Annotated in this window: 8 protein-coding genes; 1 reads left to right on the forward strand and 7 read right to left on the reverse strand. The window is 70.9% G+C overall.

The window, feature by feature from the left end; translation table 11 throughout:
- Positions 1-162 precede the first annotated feature (162 nt).
- Genes SACGLDRAFT_RS11670 through SACGLDRAFT_RS11700 form a run of 7 tightly spaced genes read right to left on the reverse strand, consistent with a single transcriptional unit; the run spans position 163 to position 12,405 of the window.
- A complete protein-coding gene (locus tag SACGLDRAFT_RS11670; protein WP_005464799.1) occupies positions 163-699 on the reverse strand; it encodes a type VII secretion system-associated protein in 537 nt (178 codons plus the stop codon).
- Between the two features lie 12 nt (positions 700-711).
- A complete protein-coding gene (locus SACGLDRAFT_RS11675; protein ID WP_005464800.1) occupies positions 712-2,838 on the reverse strand; it encodes a carbohydrate kinase family protein in 2,127 nt (708 codons plus the stop codon).
- Between the two features lie 29 nt (positions 2,839-2,867).
- Positions 2,868-4,046 carry a transglycosylase SLT domain-containing protein gene (locus SACGLDRAFT_RS21560; RefSeq protein ID WP_005464801.1) on the reverse strand — a complete coding sequence of 393 codons (1,179 nt, stop codon included), beginning with the start codon at positions 4,044-4,046 and terminating at the stop codon, positions 2,868-2,870.
- Complete coding sequence (locus SACGLDRAFT_RS11685) at positions 4,043-4,861, reverse strand: S8 family serine peptidase (RefSeq protein WP_005464802.1); 819 nt, start codon at positions 4,859-4,861, stop codon at positions 4,043-4,045. Before SACGLDRAFT_RS11685 ends, SACGLDRAFT_RS21560 begins: the two co-directional genes overlap by 4 nt.
- Positions 4,858-7,344 carry a hypothetical protein gene (locus SACGLDRAFT_RS11690; protein WP_005464803.1) on the reverse strand — a complete coding sequence of 829 codons (2,487 nt, stop codon included), beginning with the start codon at positions 7,342-7,344 and terminating at the stop codon, positions 4,858-4,860. Before SACGLDRAFT_RS11690 ends, SACGLDRAFT_RS11685 begins: the two co-directional genes overlap by 4 nt.
- On the reverse strand, positions 7,341-9,767 hold the full coding sequence (locus SACGLDRAFT_RS11695; RefSeq protein WP_005464804.1) for a right-handed parallel beta-helix repeat-containing protein: 2,427 nt from the start codon (positions 9,765-9,767) through the stop codon (positions 7,341-7,343). Before SACGLDRAFT_RS11695 ends, SACGLDRAFT_RS11690 begins: the two co-directional genes overlap by 4 nt.
- A 25-nt stretch (positions 9,768-9,792) precedes the next feature.
- Positions 9,793-12,405 carry a helix-turn-helix transcriptional regulator gene (locus SACGLDRAFT_RS11700; RefSeq protein WP_005464805.1) on the reverse strand — a complete coding sequence of 871 codons (2,613 nt, stop codon included), beginning with the start codon at positions 12,403-12,405 and terminating at the stop codon, positions 9,793-9,795.
- Between the two features lie 289 nt (positions 12,406-12,694).
- On the opposite strand from SACGLDRAFT_RS11700, the gene SACGLDRAFT_RS11705 reads away from it, so the two are divergent.
- Entirely contained in the window at positions 12,695-15,388 is a 2,694-nt protein-coding gene (locus SACGLDRAFT_RS11705) for an ATP-binding protein (RefSeq protein WP_005464807.1), read from the forward strand.
- Positions 15,389-15,577 lie beyond the last annotated feature (189 nt).

The raw sequence follows: 15,577 nt of genomic DNA on the forward strand, positions 1-15,577 counted from the left end.
TCCCCACCCTCGTTCGCCACGGGCGAGAATCGGAACCTCTCGCCCGTCACGGCGACGGCGGCTTCCCCATCCAGTCTTCACCGGGCCGGACGCCGCGCCAACCACTCGGCGCGGGCCTTGCTCGATCGGCCCGCTCTTCTTGCCCGAGAGGGACGATCTCGGTCAGCGACGCGAGGAGGCGGATCGCCGGATCACGTCGGAATCGACCCGCATCGACGTCGCCGAACCGGGATTGAGCAGGACGTCGACCCCGCGTTCGGGCAAGGCCTCCGCTAATTCCACAGTGGACACAGACTTCCAGCCCGGCACGTCGACCCGAAGTCGGTGTCCCGGCGCGGTGGCGACCACCACCGACGGCACGCCGTCCGGGGCGGGGACCACGACCGCGGTTCCCTCTCCGTCCACGGCGATGTCGAGGAGCACGTCGGCGAGAACCTCGGGCAGGTACTCGGCGACCTCCTTTCCCTCGGCGAGGAGTCGCAGCACACCGTCGACGGGGTCCAGGACCCCCTCGGGGTCGAAAGGCAGGTAGGCCGGATTCGGTCGGAACCGTTGCCGAACGCCGTGGGCGTCGATCGGCCAGACTCCCATGATCTTGTCGATCGGCGCCTCGGGTTCCTTCGGGGAAGGCCGCCATGCCGGATCGACCAGCATCGCCCATTCCACGGGCTCGATCGCGCGCTCGTCACGCTCGGACATGTTTCTCCCCCATTATCGCGGTAGCAGACCGGGAAGAGCGGTGAAGCGTTCACGGGCGGCCACTCCGACTGTTCCGGTGGCCGGTACCGTCTCCCATCGTTGTCCGTAGGTACGCAACGACGTGGCGGCGAGTTCGTCGAGCGAACTCACCTCACCGGCCCCCTCGGCCTCCCGTTCCGCCAACTCCCTCAACAGCACCCGGCCCCGAGTCCCCTCCTCCGATCGTGGCTCCCCGACATCGAGGATCTTGAATCTGGTTCCGGGGAGGAACAGCACGCGTCCCGGCACGGACTCGTCGCCCTCGGGTTCGAGGTCCCGTGTCGAGCGCGCCGTCATCGACCACAACAGCACGTCCACGTCGCCTCGCCGATCCGCACCCGGCTCGACGAGAGCGGCGAGGAATCCCCAGTCGGTGACCACGGAGTGCTCGCGGTAGTACCGGAGGAGGTCCGCGGTGGCCGGGATCGTGTACATCACCGCGCCGCGGTGCACCGGCAGCCGTGAGAGCGCCGCCGCCGCACACCGCGCCAACGGCACGTGCGGTCCGGTCTCGCCGAACCGCAGGGCTCGGTCGATCTTCTCCCCTTTCACCGAGAGGTACAGCCGGAGCGCGACCGCGTCGGTGTGAACGTCCTCCTCGGTTGCCGCGCCGAGCGTCCACCGACCGCTCCGTTCGCCGATCGACCGGGCCACCGACGCCGACACGGCGTCGATCTCCGGACCGAAGTGGTCGCGGAACCACTGTCGTTCCTCGGTGAGGTCGTCCGCCGGGAACACCACGGCGGCGTCCGGGACGGGCGGGGTCTGGAGACGAGGCGCGGCGGGTGGGTGCTCGCCGGGCTCGGCGGGCCGCGCGTGCCACCCCTCGGCTCTCGGCGCGCTCACCAGTCCGGGAGGTGAGCCGGCCCCGTTCGGCGAGGCGGGTATCAGGCTCGTGCGGGCTCGGACGTCGGTCTCCATCCGGGTGATGACGTCGCGGGCGAGCCAGTGCATGCGCAGCGCGCTTCGTTCGGTGGCATTGTCGAAGAACACCGTCGGTCCGGCGGGATTGCACGGTCGTGCGCGAACGGCATCGGCGTCACCGAAGTCGTCCGGTGGGCGCAGCCACAGTCCCGCCGGGACGATCTCCACGATCGCGTCGGGGGTGTACCAGTACGTGGCGTCACCGGCCGGTGTCACGCCCTCGAAGGGCAGCCAGTGGCTCCGGACCCTCGGGGAGGCGTCCGGGGAGTACTCGACCTCACGGGCGTAGGTGCGCCAGCCCAACCGCGCGTCGGGGTGCAGGGTGTGGATGTCGGGCCGTTCCGGCCTTCCGATCGGGACGCCCGGATAACACACCACGGGTTCGTGCACCAGCTCCGCGAGCGTCTGTCCGAATTGGCCGTCCCCGGAAACGGCGATCGGCCCGTACGCGGCGAAGCGGACCCGTGACCGGAGTTCGTCCGGCAGGCAGTTCCACAGGTACGCGACGTCCTCCACCGGGATCGCGGCCATGCCGGGGCAGCCGACGAGAACGGTCATGACGTCGGGCTGGCAGGGGATCTCGCGGAGTAGTCGCTCCCGGTGCCGGGCCACGGTCTCGTCCTCGACCGCGGGGTGCAGCCACAAGCCCGCCGGAACGGGCTCGGTGATGCCGCTCGATCCCGTGGCCAACACCTCGCTCACCACCCGACCGTCCCACGACGGCCGGGGAAAGCGCTTGGCCTCCCTTTCGGAGGGCTTTCCCGGTCGGCACGTCAACCACCCGCTCTCCTGCCGGGAATGCACGAAGAGACAACCGTTGGCTCCCCGTCGCACCGGACCGTCGGGGACGACGACGGTGCGTCCCAGCCGCTCGGCCAGCCAGTGTCCGGCCAGCGTCGTCACCTCGCCGTGGTCCTCCGGCACGATCAACCGGAGTCCGCGGCGGCCCGGCGGAATCGCCTCCGCCACCCGCTCCCACAGCTCCCACAGCGGGCTCGTGGGGTGGGCGGGCAGGTCGACCACCACCAGATCGTGGGCGGGGTCGGCGACCAGGTCCTCCGCGAGGACACGAGCGTGATCGCTGGTCTCGCCACCGACGGCGATCACCAGCGCGTTGCCGATCGTCGTGCCACTCGGGGCACCGTCGTTCGAGACCACGGGCGCGTCGAGCGTCATCCCGGTCACCTCCCCGGATCAGCGGACGGTCAGTACCCGACGTAGCCCTGACCGTTCTCCAAAGCGACCAAGCCCGGAACGTTGTCGATCGACCCGTAACGATCGAGCGCGTACCGTACCGCGGCGATGATGTTGTGCACGGGGTTCCAGATGTCGTCGTAACCGGCCAATTTGTATGCCTCGAAAGTCTGCGGAATGGTCTGCATTATTCCCATCGAGGGATGCCCGGACATGGCATTGGAGTCCCAGTTGTTTTGCGCGTAGGGATCTCCACCGGACTCGTGGTGGATGATCGTCGCGATGTCCTCCGGGTCGATCGCACTGACGTCGACGCCGTGTTCGGCCAGGATGCGTAGCGCCTCGGCGATCCAGTCGTCCACCTCGCCGGGAAGCGGCGGCACGGTGACGGGCGGACCACTCGCCGTGTCGACTCCGGCCGACGATCCGCTGTCGGTGTCGCCCGAAGCGCCACCGTCCCCCGCGGGGTCCGACCAGGTTTCGAGGATTCCCCACTCCACGGGGGAACTCGTTCCTCGGCCGGGCGCCCGTCCCCCGCTCGCGGTTTCCCGACGCGAGTCTTCCCGTTCGCCGCCCGGTGGGTCCTCCGCCGTCGCCTTCCGGTTCTCCCACCCCTGGCCGCCGTGCCTTCTCCTCACGGGCTTCAACTCGGAGAACGTGACCGCCGCGTCGGTGGCCTCGTGCAAGGTGACCACCGCGTCGGTGAGTTCCCGTTTCGTCGTGGTCAGCACGGAACGAACCTCGTCGGCGATGTGGTTCGCGACGGCGGAGATCGCGGAATCGCGGGCCTCGTGGGCGACGTTCGGGTACAGGGCGTCCTGGCTGCGCACCCAGGACAGCAACCATTCGGACCTCGATCTGGCGAAGTTCCGCGCCTGCGCGACGGCCGTGGCGGCTCGGTCCAACGCCGCGGCCGCGCTCGTGGAGGCTCGGTTCAGTTCGTCGCCGGCGGCGACGATCCTGCCGCAGAATCGTTCACCCACCTCCGCGCTCAGCCCCGCCCAGGAAGCCGTGTTCTCCCGCCACGCCCGCCACAGCGCCGGCATGGCGTCGGCGCAGCGGGAACCGGTGGCTCGCCAGTTCTCGGCGAGGTCCTCCGCCTCGGTGGGCGCGGCGGAGTCGACGACGCGAAGGGTCTCGGCGAGTCCCGAACCTCCCGGTAGCCCCGAGAGCTCGTCGGTCAGGCTCATGGTCTCTCGATCCCCCGCGCGTTCTCGTCGTCGATGTCGCGGATCTCGACCAGGAACCTCCCGGTGTCGGCGGCCAGCTCCGTGAGAACCGTCATGCCGTGCCGCAGTTCGTCACGCAACGTCCGGTCGAACTCCCGCGCCGCCTCCACCACCTCGTTCGCGCCTTCGACGAGACCCAACACGGTGTCGGGGAGTCCACCCGAGGCGACGAGCACCACGTCCCGCCGCTCCGCGTAGTCGACGGCGGCCTTCAGGGCGGCGTCGTCGACGGTGGTGCTGGCGGAGACGTTGACGACGTCCGCACCGGCGTCGACCGCTCGGCGAATTCCCGTCGCCAGTCTTTCCGGCGTGAGCGATCCGGGTTGGTCGGCTTCCAGCGACGTCGCGACGCGGACCGGCAGGATGGTGACGGCGGGAGCCACCCCGGTGAATCCGCTGCCCTCCATCGGGGCCGCGCCGATGATGCCCGCCACGAAGGTGCCGTGGCCGAGGCAGTCCTCGTCGGCCGAACCGGCGCTCCCGGTGACGTCGATCCCCTCGCGAACCCGGCCGACGAGCTGGGGCGTGTCCGCGTCGACCCCGGTGTCCACGACCGCGACGGTCACTCCCGCTCCCTCGGTGAGCGACCACACCCGGCGGGGTCGCAGGTACTCCAGCGGCCATGGCGTCCGCACCGCCGTCGCGGTCGGTGCGGGTAGGCACCCCTCTCGCTGCTCGGGCAACTGCTCCGGCTCCTGCTGAGCGTGCGCGGGCCCGGCGGCGATTCCGAACAGCGCCGTGGCCACCACCAGACAGCTCAGTCGACGACTTCTCATGTGATCTCCACGGGCGCCCGGTCCCGGTTCGGGGAAGCGACCGGAGCTCGCCATTCGAGAAGGGGCGCGGTGAGCCGGGAGATCACCCCGGTGTCCTCCACCGCGCGGAGAGCCGCCTGCCGCCGTCGGGCCAGTTCCCGATCGAGCTTGGTCAGTACCGTGAGGTCCCGGTCGGTCAGTTCGGTGGAGTCCGATGACTCCTGCGGGGCGAGCTCCCGCAGCAACACCGCCTTCCGGGGGACGACGGGCTTTCCCGGTTCGGGCTCCGGTGGATCGTCCATCGCGCGGAACGCGAGTGCCTTGAAACGCGCCCCGGCCATGAAGATCGCCTCGTTGATCGGCTCGCCCCGCAACAGCTCGGTGGTCCGGCGCGCGGAGTTCGGCCAGATCAGCACGTCGAACAGCGCGTCGGAAACGGTGACGTCCAGATCCATGCTGGCACTGAGGAAGCCGGGTTCGACCAACACCGTGCCCGGCTTTCCGTGGCGCTCGATCGCGTCCTCCGTCAATCCCTGTCGCAGCACGGGGCGCCGGTGGATCGGAAGCCGGCGAATGCCGGACACCAGGCACGGTACGTGTCCGTCGAGTGGTGTGTCCTCACCGGCGCGCATCGCGTGGTTGACCCGCGTCGCCGCCCCGTCACCGGTGCCGAAGTAGAGGAGCACGGCGGCATAGTCGGTCTTGACGCCGTGGTCGTTCTCCTGTCGAAGGGAAGGCCAGGTGGCCATCGACGCGTTCGTCGCCGCCAGGGCCTCGGTGAACTGTTCCCCGGCGGCCGTGGCGAACCGGGTTCGTTCGGCGGGGGTACTGGGCCGGTCCACGACGACCGGTTCCTCGGGCGGGGTGGCCGACTCGGCTGGTTCGGGTTCCGAGAGCGCGAGGTCGGCGGTGGCTTCCCCGGTGGGCGGGTCGGCGGCGGACGCCTTGTCCGGTGGGACGGAAGCGACGACGGACGCGGCCGCCCGCGCGGAGTCGGTCTCCCCCACGGGTGGCTCCGAGACCCCGGCCTCGATCGGGTTCTCCGGGGCGACGGACTCCGGAACCGCTTCCTTCCGGAGTCCGGGCAGCTCCTCGACAAGGCTTCCCGAGCCGACCGGCCCGGAGGAGACGGTCGGCACCGGGATCAGCGACGCGGCCGCCCCCGACGGGACCTCTCCGCGTGACGACGCAGGCGGGGAGTCCGGCGCCTCGGTGCCGGCCTCGCTCCGGTGAGGGGGCTCGGCCCGCACCGTGACCGCCGCCACGGCGTCCCGCAGCTCGGTGGTGGTCAGCGTGAGTCCGGTGCGGACGCTCTCCTCCAGCGTGCCCACGACCCTGACCCGGACGGACGCACGCCGCTCGGCGTCCAGCCCCGTCAACAGGCGTTCGGCGGCACGCAGGACCGGAGACCCGATTCGCTCCCCCGTGACCCCGAGGTCGAGGGTCCACCGCTCCGGGTCGAACGGCAGGGGCTGCGACGTCCGGGACGCGGTGGCCCGGCGGATCACGACTCCCGAAGGCACGACGTCGACCACGATCCGCCCGTCCTCGTCGGCACACCGGTAGGACCGGGGCCCGTGGCGGACCCATCCCGCCGGTGGGGCGGCCGCTTCCAGGACCTCCTGGTCGCCTCCTCCCGCCGGCTGTCGGATCACGGTCGCCCACGGCCGGAACCGTCGCGCCCCCGCCGAGCCCGGCACGAAGGTGGACACCAGGCCGGTGGTCGAACCGCTCTGGATACCTGCGCTGAACACGATCTCCCGTCTCAGCGACACGGCCAGCTCCGCCTGCCACACGTGTGTGGCGGCCTCGGGGCTCGCGGGAACCACGAGGAACCGATCGGGCCGAAGGTACTCGACCACGGCGGCCACCTGCGTGGGTTCCGGGACCGGTCCCGCGCCACCGACGACGATCTTGGGGAATCGGTGGTCCACCGGCACCGTGAACACGTCGTCCTCCGGGGTGGGAACCGGAGCCCAGCGGTGCCGGACCACCCATCCCGCGGGTATCGGCATCGCCACGACACCGTTCACGTTCACCGGTTCGGTGGGCGACCCGACCTCCCACCTCGGGGGTGGGTAACGGCTGGCCGCCGGTCTGCCCGGCAGCCCCGCCCGGAACCGGTACCACCCCGTCCCGCCCGTGCCGGGACCGGCGTACAGGGCGGCACCCGGTTTCATGACGGGTGTGCCGTCCGGCGCGAGCACCTCGACGTCGAGCTCGCGACACACCGTCCACACGCGTTCGGGGTCGCCGGCCAGTCCGGCGATGCCGAGCCACACGGCCTTGACCTCGGGAGTCCTTTCCCGGTCGCTCAACAACGGGCGCAGCATCGCGCCGAGCTCGGTTCCGGTCACCGGCTCGCCCTCGGCCCGCTCCGAGGCCACCACCAGAGGTTCTCCACGCACCGTGGGGGCCCACGTCAGGAACGCGCGAGTCCACCCCGGCTCGTCCCGGTGCCGGACGAGAATGTGCGAACCGTGCCACTGCGCCGTCAGACTCATGCCAGTTGTCCGGACTCGATGACCAGGTCCTCGGCCGTGAGCTTGGTGAGTTCCGCCGGTGCGACGACGGGGGACGCGGCCAACCTGGACGCCTGCCGGTCGGTCATCCGCTCGAACACTCGGCGGGCGGTGCGTCCGTTGCCGAACGTGCCGTCCTTCGGGATCTTCTCGAAGTACTCCAGCAAGGCCTCGGCGGCGCCCTCGTCCAGTCGGTAGTCATGGCGCTGGCACAGCGACCGCACGATGGTCACCAGCTCCTCGGGGGTGTAGTTGGCGAACTCGATCGTGCGGCTGAAGCGGGACTCCATTCCGGGGTTCGCGGAAAGGAACTGCTGCATCTCGGCCGAGTAACCCGCCGCCACCACCACGACGTCGTCCCGGTGGTCCTCCATCAGCTTCACCAGCGTGTCGATGGCCTCCCTGCCGAAGTCCGGGCCGGTGCCGCCACCTCCGCTGCTGAGCGTGTACGCCTCGTCGATGAACAGCACGCCGCCCAGGGCCTTGTTGAACGCCTCAGTGGTCTTGATCGCCGTGCCACCGATGATCTGGGCGACGAGGTCCGCCCTGGCCACCTCCACGAGATGCCCGGAGCGCAGCACACCGAGCTGTGCCAGGATGCGCCCGTACAGGCGCGCCACGGTCGTCTTGCCGGTCCCCGGCGCGCCCGCGAACACCAGGTGCCGGGCCATCGGCGGCGCCGACAACCCCGCGTCGAGCCGCCGTTTCGCCATCTTGTTGAGATTGACCAGGGACGTGACCTCGGCCTTGACGGCGGTCAGCCCGACGAGCGAGTGCAGCTCGGCCAGCGGGTCGTCCTCCGTCCCGGAGTCGCCGGGTTCGGGGGACGGTGAGATGGGGGTGGAGGAAGCCGCTCCGTGGCTCGCGGCCGCGGTCACCGCGCCGCCGTAGGAGTCGGGGCCGACGTTGCCGCTGCTGACGAGCTCGGTGACCTCCACGGCGGAGTTGGCCACCGTCTGCCGGACACCGCTGCCGTGGTTGTCCCGGACGACGCAGCCCGAGATCGACACGACGTCCTCCGTGTCCACCCGGATGCCGTCGGACGCACCGCCGCAGAACTCCGAGTCGCTCACCTTGCCGGAAGAACCCCGCTCGAACCGGCATCCCACTCCGCCGCTGTCGTGCACCCTGCCCCGCGACAGGGAGAGGTCCCCACCCGCCCCGACGAACACGCCGTCCCCGCCGGTGCCGACGATGTCGGCGTCCGCGAGCGCCAACGTCGCCTCCGAGACCACAACCGCCGACCCCGCGACTCCTCGGACGCTCAGTCCGCTCACCGCGGGTCTCGCGGCGCCGCCGACCACGAGCCCGGATTCACCGGCGCCGTCGATCTCGACCCGTTCCAGTCGTCCTCGGGCCTCCCCGGTGACGGTCACCGCGGTGTCCCCGCTGTTCCGGACGTGCAACCGCCGCAGGAAGGGGTCCGCTCCCTCGGTGAGGTACACGCCGGCCACGCAGTCCTCGATCGAGACCCCGTCGAACTCGGGTGCCCCGCGATCGGCCACCCCGATCCCCACACCGTCCACGGCGGATACTTCACAGCCGTTGACCACGCCCGTGGAGCGACCGGTGAAGTACAGTCCGCCGCCCCGCGCACCCCGCACCCGGAATCCGTTCAGCCGTGGCGAACAGGATTCGGCCACGAACACGGCCTCCGCCGCGCCGTCGTGCACCCGGCAGTCCTCAAGGACGACGGGTTCGGGACTGGCCAGGTACCAGCCGATGGCACGGGTGTCCGACACCACCACTCGGGTGGCGGAAAGGCGCGCCCGCTGCTCCACCGCGACGGCGGGCTTGCCCGCCCCTCGTATCGTGCTGTCCTCGACGGTGAGCGTCGCGGAGCCGTTCAGGAAGATGCCGTTGCCCTCGGCGGGCCCCAACGTGCAGGCCCTCAGCAACAAGCTGCCCTGCTCGGCAACCACCACCGCCGACGTGCCCAACTCGGACACCGTGCACGCGTCCAGAACCCCGCCGTCGGTCGCGGTGACCACGATTCCGGCACCCTTCGGGTTGTGCACGGAACACTCCCGCATCAGCACGGTTCCGCGACCGTACGCGTAGACGGCGGTCCAGCCCGTGGCCCGGATCTCGCACTCGGTGAGCCCGAGTCGCCCGTCGGCGACGGCGATCGCGGGCGTGGAGTCGTCCTCCGAGGCGAGCGACAGCCCGGACAGAGTGGCCGACTCGGCGGCCAGCAGGATCGCGGGGCCCGACCGCGCCACGATCCGGACCGTCCCCGGTCCTTCCTCCGCCGTGACGGTCACGGATTTGTCCAGCACCACGTTCTCGACGTACCGGCCCGGTTCGACGAGAACGGCCGCCCCTTCGGAGGCGTCGGCCACGGCCTCGCCGATACTGCGATACCCGTACCCCGCGGTGGACACCTTGACGGTGTTTCCACTCATGCCTCGACACCTCCCGCCCGCGTTCTCATGCGCTCACCCGCTCCAGACGGCCACCCAGGCTGGCCGCCGCGAGTTCGTGGCGGCTCCGGCACCCGGTCTTCAGGTACAGCTTGGTGAGGTGTTTCTCCACCGTCTTCTCACTGATCACCACGGTGGCCGCTATCTCCCGATTAGACTTTCCACTTCGGACCAATTCGATGATTCGTCGTTCCACCTCGGAGAACTCGTCCGGCCGTGCACGGGTGGCCGGCACCGCGACACCCCGATCGGTCATCGCCTGCCGCAACCTCGACCGCAGCACCGGGGCTCCGAACGCTCCGGCGAGCCGGTAGCTCTCGTGGAACCACCCACGCGGCTCGTCGGCCACCAGTCCCGCCGCGAACGACGCCCACACGCGGTCGGGTCGGTGTCCACGGCGCCGAGCCAATCGCTCGCTCTCCCGCACCCGCGCGGTGTCGCCCGCGAGCAGTCCCTGGACCAGCAACCACGCCTCTCGCATCCGGGCACCGCCTTCCCTCCGACAGTCCGCCGCCGTCTTGGCGAGCGACCACCGCTCGACCGGCCACGCCCCCTGCTCCACCGCGATCACCGCGAGCCTCGACAGCAGCTCCGCTCTTCCGGGGCCGCTGCCGTCGTCCCGCCGGAGCGCGGACCATCCCGCGACGATCGCGCCGGCGGCGTCTCCGGCGCGGTAACGACGTCCGCTGTCGACCCAGCCGCGTAGCGCGCCGAGCGCGGTGTCGGTGGAGACGGAGTCCAACCACCCCACCGCCTGTCGGTCCGCTCCCCGCCAGACGCACATCTCCGCGGCGAGCAACCGGGCGACGTCCGTACCGCGCCGGTCACCGGTTCCGTTCAGGACCACTTCCCGCGCGGCACTGAGACCCTCCGACCAGCGGCCTTCCGCGAACGCCCGGCACAGTCGATGGTGAGCCGCGAGCGGCCCGGTGGTGGGGGCGCCGTAGGCGTCGCCCAACGTGGCCTCGAACACCGGGACCAGGTCGCGCATCGCGCACGCGGTCGCCACCGCGTCGTCGTCCCCCCGCCGCGCGGGGTCGTCCGGGGCGAGGACGGCGAACGCCCGCTCGACGTCGGCGGGCGAGAACGGGGCGCCGGTGAACCAGCGGTCGCACACCTCGGACGCCGTCGCGCCGTTCCCGGTGGCGAGGACCTCCCGGATTCGCGACGGCAGTCGCCGGCCGAGGTGGATCGCCGCCAACGCTCCCGCCGCGGCCAGTTCCGCGAGATCGGTCGTCCGTCCCGCCGAGGCCGATTCGGACACGAGTTCGGTTACGAGCGCGGCCAGCCGCTCGTAGCGCCCGGAGCGGATCAACAACCGGATCAGCTCCGACCGCGCCGGGGAGTCGAGCCCCACCTGTCGTCGGCGAACCATGCCGCGGGCGATCAGGTTCTCCGGGGAGCGCGGCGCCATCGGAACGGCCGTGGTCATCAGGGAACGCAACCGGGGATGCGCGGGCATGGCCTCCTCGGCCGCCGCCGCGTGCTCGACGGCGATCGTCTCCCCCGCCCTGCCGAGGAAACTCGTGTTCAGCATGGCCTCGGCCATCGCGGCGTGGAGCCGTCGGGCACGGTCGGCACCCGCCTGCCGAGCGATCGCGGCGCCGAGCGCCCGGTGCCGCACGTACAGGTGCCCGGCGGAGGAGGCCCCCAGCACACCGTCGAGCACGAGCCGGTCGAGCGTCCGCCCGCAGCGCGGCACCGGGGTGGCGGTCGCCACCGCGAACGCGGGCAGTTGGGCCAGCCCGAACGTGGCCTCGCTCGCGGCCAACAGGACCAGGTCGACGCCGGTGTCGCCGTACGAGCGGACCCGCTCGACGAGCGGATGCCCCAACGGCAACGGGATCGGCGCGGCCGGGTCCCGCAGACACAGTTGGTCGTGGACGACGGTGAGCCTGCCTTCGGCACGCAGCTCCGCCAGCACGGAGACCAGGGTTCCGGGGTTGCCCAGCAGGTCCCCCAGCTCGGCTCGCAGCGCACGCGGCAAAGCCGGGTCGGCCGGGGCTCCCGCGCGGTGCCGGATCACCTTGTCCACGTCCTCGTCGGTGAGAGGAGCGAGGTCGACGACCCGGTCGGCGAGCGAAGCGGGCCACCTCGATCTCGTCGTGGTCACCTCGGCGTTCGTCGCCGTGAGGACGACGGCGATCCCGGCTCGTCGCGCCAACGCCACCAACGGCGAAGGCCGGGGAATCCGGTCGGCGTCGTCGATCAAAAACGCGGTCCGGTTCCGCTCGGCGAGCGCCCCGAGCAGGGCTTCCAGAGCGTCTCGTTCCGCGTTGCGGGAGTGTGGGGAGCGTCGTGGCTCGTCGGTCCACATGCCACCGAGGTGACGCAGGGCCGTGAACAGGCGTCGGCCCGCCTCGATCTCCTCGAACCGCTCCCGCAACGTCGAAAGCAGCGGTTGGACTCCGAGGGGGTCCCACGTTGGTTCCCCGTGTCCGGTCAGCTCGAAAACCGTCATCCCGTCCGTGCGGAGAAGGCGTCCGAGCCGGGCCAGTGTCGCGGACTTCCCGCTGCCGACGTCGCCACGCACGACGGTCACGAAGGGGCGGCTTCCGAGTCGGCGCAGTTCGGTGAGCTGTGCTCGGCGGCCGACGAATCCCGCGCGTGACCGTACCATCGGCGGCCTTCCTCCCCGTTCCGTTCACCGGTCGGGCCCCTCCGAACCGGGGCGGGCCCGATCATGGCGCTCGAACTCCATTTAGCCGCCCCGTTCCACCGGCACAAAGCCTTCCGGGGGAGTTCGGTGTCCTTCGGCCACCGCCCGTGGTTCATACGGGCAACTCCGCCCGCGTCCGTCCGGCTCCGTCGTGCCCGAGCCCATCCGAACGGACACATCCGCTGGTCCGAACAGGAACGGATGTCACGAGGACGAACACTCGCCGCGCGGTCCGACTCACCATCGACGCATGCACGCGCTACGCGAAGTGATCGGCCGACGTGACGGGCCGCCGCTGATCGTGGTCACGGGACCGACCGGCGTGGGCCGGACCTCGCTGCTGGCGGCCCTACGAGAGGAGCTGGCGGCGAGCGGCTGGCACACCGCCACGATGCGGTTCGATCCGGCCTCGGCCGTGCTTCCCGAGTCCTCGCCGAGCCGCGTGTTCGGTTGCCCCACCTCGTCGTGGCCGGTGCCCGTGACCGTCACCGGGGCGTACGACGATCCCGCGATCGCCGCGGGGGCGGCGGTCGCCTTGGCGGCACCGTTGCGAACCGCGGACCGCGCCGTGCTGCTGATCGACGACGTGCAGTGGATGGACCGAGACTTCATGGCCGTGCTGGAACAACTCGCTCACACGCTGGCGGGCAGCACCGCCAAGTGCGTGTGCGCGGTCCGGGTTCCCGCACCCGGTCCGACGGACGAACTCGCGACCACCGGTCGAACGATCCTGCGTCGGCTTCGCGGTGCGGGGTTGGTGCACGACGTTCGACTGCGTGGCCTGCGTGACGACGAGATCGCCGGGGAGCTGGCGAGGACACTACGGCACATCCCCGACCCCGCCCTGGTCTCCCACATCGCGACGAGTAGCCGGGGCCTGCGCGCGGCGGTGCACGACGCGGTCGAGGAACTGGAGCAGTCGGGGACGATCCGATTCGCCTCCGGTCACGCCTATCTGACCGGAGGCGACTGGCCCACCGGCGCCACCCGGTATCGCAGGCTGAACGCCGTCATGTTGGAGCTCGGACCCGACGACTGGTCCGCCGCCAAGGCCGTGGCCGTCCTTCATCCGCTCGGGACGGCCGTGCCTCGGTTGCTGGCGAAGGCCCTGGCATGCCCGGAGGTCGAGGCCGAGGAACGGCTGGTCCGACTGTGCCGGGCCGGTGTGCTCCACCGGGGCCGAAGGGGTGCCTCCTGGCGGTTTCCGGTCCCCCTCGTGGCCATCGCGCTGAGAGCGTCGTTGGGCCCCTACGAAAGACAGCACCTCGCCGCGATCGCCGTGACCGCGCTGTGGTCGGGAACCGCGTACTGCGACGATCCCCACTACCGGGCCGACCGGATCGCCGAGGCGGGCAGGTTGGTCGATCCACGTCGCTCCCGCACGGAGCTGCTGGCACACGCGAAGGCGACCATGACCGACGATCCCGGCGCGGCGGGCCGGTGGCTGCGGGCGGCCGCGGAGAACGCCGAGAACCTCGCCCAGTACGCGAGCATTCTGCTCGACCGCGCGATCGCCTGCTATCTGGCCGCCGACTCCGAGGGCTGCCTCCGCGTGAGCACCTCCCTGTTGGAGCAGTACCCGGAGTACCTCCCCGCCGAGGCGATCCATCGTGCTCACCTCCTGAGGCTGTTGTCGCAGCACGCCGTGGGAGACTCCGAGGCGGTCCGCACCATCGCCGAGCGACGCCGAACCCCGTCCGACGAGGGCCCCGACCCGGTGAGTGCCGCCACGGCGCTCGTGCTGCTCGATCGCTGGGACGAGGCACGCGAGCTGCTCGCGACCACCACGGGACACCGGCGGGCCGAAAGCGGGGCCCTCCTCCGCGACTACCTGCTCGCGGTCTGCGAGTTCTGGACGGGGCGAAGGCGAGATTTCACGCATTCCCTCTACGACGACGAGGGCGGCCCGTATCCGCCCCACACGTGGTGGTGGTCGCGGATGGTCAACGCCCACACGACCGTGTTGCTGACCGTCGGCAACCTCAGCGGAGCCGAGAAAACGCTGGCCTGCGCGAACCTGTCGGGGGACCAACTGGATCCGTCCGAGCAAGCTCATCTGGCCGCCCTTCGCGGGCACGCGGACGTCGCCGTCGCGCTCGGTCGCCAGTGCCTGGCCACCCCTCCCCTGCACGGCGGCGGGCTCGGACGAGCTCCGATGGCGCAAGCGGTCGCGACACTTCTGGTGTCACGGGGCCGGATCACGGATGCCGGGGAGCTGCTCGCGAACGTCCGTTCGGCCGGGACGCCGCTGGCGCACCTGCTCGACTACGCGGAAGCCCTGGTCGACCACGCCCTCGGTAAGCCGGACGAGGCGACGCGGCGACTCCGTCGGGCGCTCTCCGGCGGCCGGGAGCGAGGGCTGCTGGTGGGAGCCGACCTGTGCTGGTCGCAGCTCGCGGAGCTCGCGCTGGAGCGTGGGGACCGGGAGGAGGCCGGGCGGTGTCTCACCGAGATCGAGCGGGTCGCCACCGCGATGCCCACCGGCAGGGCGGCCACCCACGCGCTGCTGGTGCGGGCCACGGTGAACGGGGACCAGGAGGCGGCCGCCGCTTGTCTGCGTCTCGGGAGGGAACGCGGTCAACCCTTCGAGCTGGCCACCGTGATCACCCGGCTGGTCCGCCACGGAGTCGGCGATCCGAAACGGCTTTCGGAGGCATACGACCTGTTCGGGAAGCTGGGAGCGACGTTGGAGCGAGCGTGGCTGCGCAACCTGATGCGCGAGCACGAGATCCCGGTACCGGGCCGTCGTCAGACCGTGGCGGAGAACGAACGCCTCCTGGGCAGGCTCGTGGCCGAAGGGTTGAGCAACAAACAGGTCGCACGAACTCTGCGGACCAGCACCAAGAGCGTGGAGGGCAAGCTGAGCCGGCTGTTCACCAGGACCGGTCTGACCTCCCGCATCGAGCTGGCCAAGGCACTGCTCACCGAGGGCTACCCCGACTGAGACGAGAAGGTCCAATTCGTCCTTTGTGGACCGCAGTGTTCCCAACCGATGGGAAATGCCTCGTGGCCGTGAATTTCGTTCGACGTCTCTCCGCGTTCTTTCACGACTAGTCCGTTTGGACTACGACTTTCGGCGGCAGGCAATCGCCACTTTTTTGTCTACAGTGCGCCCGAACGTACGAGTTCGAAC

This window comes from Saccharomonospora glauca K62 (assembly GCF_000243395.2).
Taxonomy (GTDB): Bacteria; Actinomycetota; Actinomycetes; order Mycobacteriales; family Pseudonocardiaceae; genus Saccharomonospora; species Saccharomonospora glauca.